At 68.1% G+C, this 7,331-nt stretch carries 7 protein-coding genes and 1 pseudogene; 6 read left to right on the forward strand and 2 right to left on the reverse strand.

Features of this window, described 5'->3' with window-relative positions; all coding sequences use genetic code 11:
- The first annotated feature begins 120 nt into the window (after window positions 1–120).
- The 3 genes from AC5RUJ_RS07980 (at window position 121) to AC5RUJ_RS07990 (ending at window position 3,549) form a co-directional block, all read left to right on the forward strand.
- A complete protein-coding gene (locus AC5RUJ_RS07980; RefSeq protein ID WP_494128901.1) occupies window positions 121–1,170 on the forward strand; it encodes an ABC transporter permease in 1,050 nt (349 codons plus the stop codon).
- Window positions 1,167–2,273: an ABC transporter permease gene (locus AC5RUJ_RS07985; protein ID WP_494023877.1), complete on the forward strand. Its 1,107-nt coding sequence runs from the start codon at window positions 1,167–1,169 to the stop codon at window positions 2,271–2,273. Before AC5RUJ_RS07980 ends, AC5RUJ_RS07985 begins: the two co-directional genes overlap by 4 nt.
- A gap of 61 nt (window positions 2,274–2,334) precedes the next feature.
- The gene (locus tag AC5RUJ_RS07990; RefSeq protein ID WP_494155741.1) at window positions 2,335–3,549 is read left to right on the forward strand and encodes a substrate-binding domain-containing protein; all 1,215 of its coding nucleotides are present in this window, start codon (window positions 2,335–2,337) and stop codon (window positions 3,547–3,549) included.
- Here the strand turns inward: AC5RUJ_RS07990 and AC5RUJ_RS07995 are convergent.
- Window positions 3,462–5,609 carry an amylo-alpha-1,6-glucosidase gene (locus AC5RUJ_RS07995; protein WP_494128127.1) on the reverse strand — a complete coding sequence of 716 codons (2,148 nt, stop codon included), beginning with the start codon at window positions 5,607–5,609 and terminating at the stop codon, window positions 3,462–3,464. The genes AC5RUJ_RS07990 and AC5RUJ_RS07995 overlap by 88 nt on opposite strands.
- Before the next feature lie 371 nt (window positions 5,610–5,980).
- Between AC5RUJ_RS07995 and AC5RUJ_RS08000 the strand changes: the two genes are divergently transcribed.
- The 3 genes from AC5RUJ_RS08000 to AC5RUJ_RS08010 all read left to right on the forward strand — a co-directional run bounded on the left by AC5RUJ_RS08000 (window position 5,981) and on the right by AC5RUJ_RS08010 (window position 7,037).
- Window positions 5,981–6,334, forward strand: a complete 354-nt coding sequence (locus tag AC5RUJ_RS08000; protein WP_494002255.1) for a DMT family transporter — start codon at window positions 5,981–5,983, stop codon at window positions 6,332–6,334.
- Window positions 6,334–6,651: a DMT family transporter gene (locus AC5RUJ_RS08005; protein ID WP_494013085.1), complete on the forward strand. Its 318-nt coding sequence runs from the start codon at window positions 6,334–6,336 to the stop codon at window positions 6,649–6,651. The genes AC5RUJ_RS08000 and AC5RUJ_RS08005 overlap by 1 nt, the downstream gene beginning before the upstream one ends.
- 77 nt (window positions 6,652–6,728) lie before the next feature.
- A complete protein-coding gene (locus tag AC5RUJ_RS08010) occupies window positions 6,729–7,037 on the forward strand; it encodes a hypothetical protein (RefSeq protein ID WP_494128107.1) in 309 nt (102 codons plus the stop codon).
- 21 nt (window positions 7,038–7,058) lie between these two features.
- Here AC5RUJ_RS08010 and AC5RUJ_RS08015 read toward each other — a convergent pair.
- A pseudogene (locus tag AC5RUJ_RS08015) lies at window positions 7,059–7,331 on the reverse strand (hypothetical protein); the annotation flags it as partial.

Consider the following 7,331-nt stretch of genomic DNA (forward strand, 5'->3'; position numbering starts at 1 on the left):
CCGCGTTGGTGACGCGGGGCGCAGTGGGGACGCGGGGCACGGCGGTGCCCGCCTAGGGGACGCAGGACACGGCGGCGGGTCACATGTGGCGGAGGACCGCGGCACCACGGGAGGGACACCATGACGACCACGCAAACCCCGGTCCCCGCCCGGCGGGCAGGGGCCGGCGGCGGATTCTTCGCGCGGCTGACCTCCACCCAGATCGTGTACCTGGTGGCCCTGCTGACCCTGATCGCCGGCAGCATCCTGGTGGCCACCGCCGGCCGAAACTTCTTCAGCCCGGGCAACATCTCCGCCATCCTGACCGGTACGAGCGTGCTGGGCTTCATCGCCATCGGCCAGACGCTGGTGATCCTGGTCGGCAGCCTGGACCTCTCGGTGCCCTACGTGACCAGCCTGGCCAGCCTGATAGCGGCCGGGGTGATGGCCAACCGGAGCGAAAACGTGCCGGCCGCCGTGCTGCTGGCACTGGGTGTCTCCGCCGTCATCGGTCTGGTCAACGGACTGATTGTTGCCGGCCTCAAGGTGCACGGGTTCATCGCCACGCTCGGCATGGGCCTGGTGATCAGCGGCTACCTCGGCACCAACTACAAGGGCAGTTTCGGCCAGACCCCGTTCTCCTTCCGGCTGATCGGCGCCACCGGGATAGGGCCGGTGCCGATCTCCACCCTCATCATGCTCGCCTGCGCCGCCCTCGTGCTGCTGATGCTGCACCGCACCCGCATGGGGCACCACATCTATGCCGTCGGCGGCGACAGCAACGTGGCCCGGATGTCCGGCATCCGCGTCCCGGGCGCCGTGATTACCGCCCACGTCATCTGCTCCACCCTCTCCGGCATGGCCGGGCTGCTGCTGGCCAGCCGGCTGGGCGTCGGCAGCCCCACCGTGGGCTCGCAGGGCGGCTACGACCTGCTCTCGATCGCCGCCGTCGTCCTGGGCGGGACGCTGCTGGCCGGCGGCAAGGGATCCGTCGCCGGCACCCTGGGCGGCGTCCTGATCTTCGCGATGCTGGACAACATTATGTCCGTGCTCCAGGTCAACCCGTTCCTGAAGGACGTGGTCCGCGGCGTGGTGATCGTGGTCGCCGTCGCCGTCTATGCCCGCCGCACCATCGTCGCCCGGCCTCCGCGCTACGGGCACGGCGCCCAACAGCAGGAGGTGCAGGCATGAGCACGGTTCTGGATTCGGAGGCCGGCGGCAGGGTGCTGCAGCAGAACCGGGCCGGACGCGGCCAGCGCTTCCTGCGCAGCCTGCGGACTCCCGGCGGCGGCATCTTCGTGCTCCTGGCCGCGCTGCTGGTGGCCATCATCGTCCTGAACCCGTCGTTCGGCGAGCCCGGGTCCTTCATTCGCTTCATAGGCCGGACCGCCCCGATTGCGATCGCCGCCATCGGGCAGTACTTCGTGATCGTTTCCGGCGAGTTCGACCTGTCCATGGGATCGGTAGTGACCATGCAGGTGATCGTGGCCGGCAACCTGATCGGCCAGGACGACGCCAAGGTCATCCCCGTGCTGGCGCTGATGTTCGTCCTCGGGGCGGTCATCGGGCTGATCAACGGGCTGATCACCACCCTGCTCAAGGTCCCCAGCTTCATTGTCACCCTGGGCATGATGCTGGCGCTGCTGGGCCTGGTGCTCAACTGGACCGGCGGCGCCGCCCAGGGCAACCCGGCGGACAGCTTCCGGCAGATAGGCCGTGGCGGCATCGAAAACGTGCCGGTGCTGGAGGTCATCCCCTACCCGGTCATCATCCTGGCTGCCGTCGCCGTGCTCGCCGTCTGGATGATGCGCCGGCCCTACGGGCGCACGCTGGTCGCCGTCGGCGACAACGACGTGGCCGCAGCCCTAACCGGCGCCCGGGTCTGGTGGGTGCGCACGCGGGCCTTCATGCTGTCGTCGCTGGCCGCCACCGTGTCGGGGATCCTGCTGGTCGGGTATGCCGGGGTCCATCCGTCGGTGGGCCAAGGCTACGAGTTCACGGCGATCACCGCCGTCGTACTGGGTGGGGTGGTGCTCGGTGGCGGCCGCGGCTGGGTGCTCTCTGCCGCGGCGGGAGCGTTCGCCCTGGAGTTGCTGTTTACGCTGCTGAATTTCCTGGGCGTGGCATCCACCTGGCGGGACACCGTGCAGGGCGCCATCATCATCGTCGCTGTTGCTGCCGCCGCGCAGTCGTGGCAGCGCAAGCGGCGCGGGGGCTCTGCGGCCGCGCAGTCCGAACAACACATCATCGCGGCACCAGAGCCCGCTGAGGGCACCGACAAGGGAGGGAACTGACATGACGAGGAAACGTCTAAGTACCGCGGTCGCGCTCACAGCGGCCGCGTCGTTAATGGCCATGACCGGCTGTACCACCGATCCGTCGATCACCGAGGAGACCGGCGGCCCCGGCGGCGCGGCCAGCCCGTCACCGGCGGAAAGTGCGGAGGCCTCCACGGAATGGTTCGACCAGGCCGTCTACGACGAGCAGTTCGAACAGCGGACCGCCGAATTCGAGGGCGACCCGGAGCAGCCGTGGCTTCAGTACATCGATGGCGAGATGACCGACACCAAGAAGTTCGCCTCCGAGGGCGCCAAGAAGGTCTGCTTCGCCAACGCGTCGATCTCCAACCCGTGGCGGCAGACTGGCTGGATCACCATGAACCAGCAGTTGAAGGTGTTGCAGGACGAGGGGGTCATCTCCGAAATGGAGACCCGGGACGCGCAGGACGACTCGAACACGCAAATTGCCGACATCGACTACTTCATCAGCGAAGGCGAATGCGACGCGTTTGTCATCTCGCCGAACGCCACCGCGGCGCTGACGCCTGCGGTGGAGCGGGCCTGCGACACGGGCAAGCCCGTGGTGGTGTTCGACCGCGGTGTGGAGACCGACTGCGCCACCACGTTCATCCACCCGATCGGCGGTTTCGCCTGGGGCATCGACACCGCCAACTTCCTCTCCGAACGGCTGCAGGAAGGCGACAAGGTGGTGGCGCTGCGCATCCTGCCCGGCGTGGATGTGCTGGAACAGCGCTGGGCGGCGGCGGAGAAGATCTTCAAGGAGAACGGCATCGAAGCCACCGACTACTTCACCGGCGCCGACCCGACCGAGATCAAGAAGATCATCTCCGACGAGCTCGCCACCGGCGATGTCCAGGGTGTCTGGATGGACGCCGGCGACGGCGCGGTCGCGGCGATCGAAGCGTTCGAGGACGCCGGCAAGGACCTGCCGGTCATGACCGGCGAAGATGAGCTGAGCTTCCTGCGCAAATGGAAGGACACCGGCATCGACGCGCTGGCTCCGGTCTACTCCAACTTCCAGTGGCGCACGCCGCTGCTGGCCGTGCAGAAGATCTTCGCCGGCGAGGAAATCCCGGCCGAGTGGGTGCTGCCGCAGGTTCCGATCCCTGCCGACGAGCTGGACGACTGGCTGAAACGCAACGACGGCATGCAAGGGTCGGCCAAGCAGGGCATCGAGGCGGCTCATCTGTCCCCGGCGGAGCTTTCAGACCCTTCCGTTTCCCGGCCGCTGAGCACCAGCAGCTCCGCCAGCGGCGACCGCGCGCCGTGACGCACCCTCACCTCGGGAGCCAGGCCCTCCACCGTAAAAGTTTTCCCGGTGGCGGCCAGGGACACCCGGGATTTCCCGAGCAGCAGGTTGTCCGCGCGGAACGAGCCGAAGTCTGCCGGAATCTCAGGAGCGAGCCACAGCTCATCCGCCGGGAGATAAGGATCCAGGCGCAGGAGCATGCGCATCAGATGGACCGGCGAGGCGGCGGCCCAGGCTTGCGGCGAGCAGGACGTGGGGTAGGGCACGGGCACGTCGTATTCGCTCCGGTCGAAACCGCAGAACAGTTCGGGCAACCGTCCGTCGAAGTGAACGGCGGCATCAAAGAGCCCTCCCGCCACCCTCCGGGCCTCCTCGACAAACCCGTAGCGCATCAACCCGCTGGCGACCAAGGTGCTGTCATGGGGCCACACGGAGCCGTTGTGGTAGCTGACCGGGTTGTAGGCGCCCATGTCCGATGCCAGCGTCCGGATCCCCCAGCCCGTGAACATCTCGGGGGACATGAGCCGGGCGGCCACTTGCGGTGCCTTGTCGTCATCGACGATGCCCGACCACAGACAATGCCCCATGTTGGAAGTGCAGGCGTCCACCGGCCGCTTTTTTCCGTCCAGGGCCACGGCGTAGTACCCCAGGTCGGGAAGCCAGAAGCGCTCGTTGAACTCCTCCTTCAGCCTTGCCGCGCGGCGCCCCCACTCGGCGGCAAGGTCCTGATCACCGGCCGCGGCGGCCAGCAGGCCGCGGCCGATGTAGGCGCTGTAGACATACCCCTGAACCTCGCACAGGGCGATCGGCGGCTCTGCCAGCCGCCCGTCGGCGAAGTTAATGCCGTCCCAGGAATCTTTCCAGCCCTGGTTGAGCAGGCCGTGGGGAACAGCCCGGTTGTACTCCACAAAGCCGTCACCGTCCCGATCCCCGAAGTTTCGGATCCAGTCCAGCGCACGGTCCGCGTGCGGCAGCAGCGACTGCAGGACGTCCCGCTCCATGCCCCAGCGGTTCAACTCCGACATCAGGACGACGAAGAGGGGAGTCGCGTCCGCCGTCCCGTAGTACGCCGCGTGGTCGCCCAAAACTACTCCGGCCGCCACTCCCAGGCGCACCTCGTGGAGAATCCGGCCGGGCTCCTCCTCTGTATCGGGATTGAATGCGGTGCCCTGCCGGGCGGCGAGCGTCTGCAGCGTCCCGCGTGCCAGCGAGGGGTCCACGGGCAACGCCATGTAGGCGGACAGGAGCGAGTCCCGGCCAAAGAGCGCCATGAACCAGGGGGCACCGGCGGCAACCACGGCGCGTCCCGGATGGGCGGGGTCGAAGATCCGCAGCGCACCGAGGTCCTCGTGGCTTCGCCGCAGCACCGCTTCAATGTCGGTGTTGGCAATGTCCAGCTGCGGCGTTGATTCCCCCCAGGCCCGGTGGCGGCGTGCCGCTTCCAAGTCGGCGACGGAGCCGGTGGCGACGAACGGCTCGGCGGGCCGGTCCTGTTCCACCAGCGGAGTGACGATGACGCTCGTGGTCCACTTCCCGCGCGCCGGAATGATTGCCTCGAAGTGAAGGACGTCCTCGTTCACCGCTGCGCCGCGCCCGTGCACGAGGATGCCGCGCCGGCGGCCGCGGCGTACTACTTCGAGCTGGAGTTCATCACCGTGGGCCTGCCGGACCAGCTGGACCGCAGGCGCCGCCCGCCCGCCTTTCACGTCAAAGAGGTCGGCAAAGTCGGCTTCCACCCGCAACTCCAGGACGCACTCCGCCGGCAGGGCCGAGTGATTGGTCACCACCAGGTCCTCGCGCAGGCCGGCCCCGACGAGGCGTTCGCGTTCGACCACCAACTGGGAGTCGGCCAGGCCGTCCGCTCGGCGGGCCCGCCCGACGAAGAGCGCACGGTACGGCTCCAACACGCGGGACAACAGGGGTTCGAGGGGAAGCCCGTTGACGGTCAGGCACCAGCCGGACAAGATCCGGGTGTCCTGGTAGAAGGCGCCCTGCGTCAGGCCGGGAAACATGTCGCCTCCCGCCGAGGAAATGCAGAAGGACGAACCCTCCACCACCGTCACCGCTCCGCCGGCGCTCATCGGCCCGGCCGCGGTATCGGCATTCCAGCCGCCGTCGGACTGCGCCTGCCCCGGCGCGGCGCCTTCTTGTTGAGCGGATGCAGGGGCGATCGATTGCTTTTCCACAGTTGACTCTCTTGAACTGCGCAGCGGAACCCTGATGCTGAAACCGGCCGTTGAGGGAGGCTGCTTCGGCGGCTTGCCTCAGCGGTTTCTCTTTATTTGATGTTCTGGCGGATTAGTACGTCAAGATGGCGGCGCCATAATTCCGGTTCGTCCTGCCTTTTGCCCGGGCACGGTGCGCGCCCCGCCGTCATACCGCACCCGGCGATCCGTGCTCCGGGCGTGCAATGAACCCCGTAACCTGTTGTGCTGGTGGGGGAGGTTGGTAGATGAAGAATTGGTTGCTCCTCGCGGGAGCGATTGTTTGCGAGGTGGCGGCGTCCCTGTCGTTGAAGGCTGCGTTGGATTCGCCGGGAATGTACGCGGTGGTGGTCGCCGGCTACGTCACGTCGTTTGCGCTCCTCGCCGCCGTCCTGCGTGCGGGAGTGCCCGTCGGGGTTGCCTACGGGATATGGGGTGCGCTCGGCGTCGCCCTCACGGCCGTCCTGGCGGCAGTGTTGTACCAGGAACCGTTAACGGCCTTGATGGTTGCCGGCATGGCGCTCGCCGTCGCCGGGGTGGTGCTCGTGCAATGGGGCGGGCACCGGGCTTCGTCGCGCCGGGCAGAGCGGGCGCGTACCTAATGGCCTGGGTCTTCCTCGCGGTCGCGATCGTCCTGGAGGTAGCCGCCACGCTCTCGCTGCGGGCCAGCATCGACGGGCACAAAGCCTGGCTGGTGGCCGTCGTGTCGGGCTACCTCGTAGCCTTTACCTGCCTGTCCTTCGCCCTGCGTCAGGGGCTGGGAATCGGGATTGCCTACGGCATCTGGACTGCCTGCGGCGTGGCCCTGACGGCGCTGGCCGGAAAGTTCCTCTTCGACGAACCGCTGACCAAGCTGATGGCGGCCGGAATCGTCTGCATCGCGGCCGGCGTGCTGCTGATCGAACTGGGCACGCCGTGACGCCCTCCGCCACAGGGCTGCGAACGCGCCCGGTTGACCGCGTGGGCGGGTGGCCCGGACGCAGCTAAAGTTGAGGGATGCCATCCTTCCGCGCCCAGTTGGAGATCACCGGACTGCGGCCCGGCAACCCTCCGGAAGCGGTGATGGACGCCGCAACGGCAGCTGTGGGTTCCGCCCACGTGGTGGAAGCACACCAGTTGGACGTGGTGGCCGGCGTCCCGCGGATCACCGTCCGCTTCACAGTGGACGCCAACGCTTATGCCGTTGAGAACCGCCAGGCGTTGCAGACCGGCGCCAACATGCGCCACGCGGTTGAAGAAGTCGCCGGTACCGCCGGACTGGCCGTGCTGCGGCGCTCGCGCGGCAAGTGGGCTCCGGTCCGCTAAGGAGGAGATGCGCCCTCGGGGTTAATCCAATGGCTCGCCCCGGCGGATGGCGAGGCGCTCGGCATGCCCCACCTGGAATCGGCGGGACATGCCGCACACGAGCACGAAGAACAGGCCGAAGCCGGCCGCCATCGCCACCGGCGGGGACGGTGAATCGCCCAGGAAACGGTCGTAGAGCAGCCAGCCCAAACCCCAGCAGACTGCCAGCACCACCGCCATCCGGCCGCGGCCGGTCATGGCTGCCACGGCCGCGGCAAAGGACACGGCCGCCACCGCCAGCACGGCCCAGGCCGC

Source organism: Arthrobacter sp. Y3223164 (assembly GCF_059091005.1).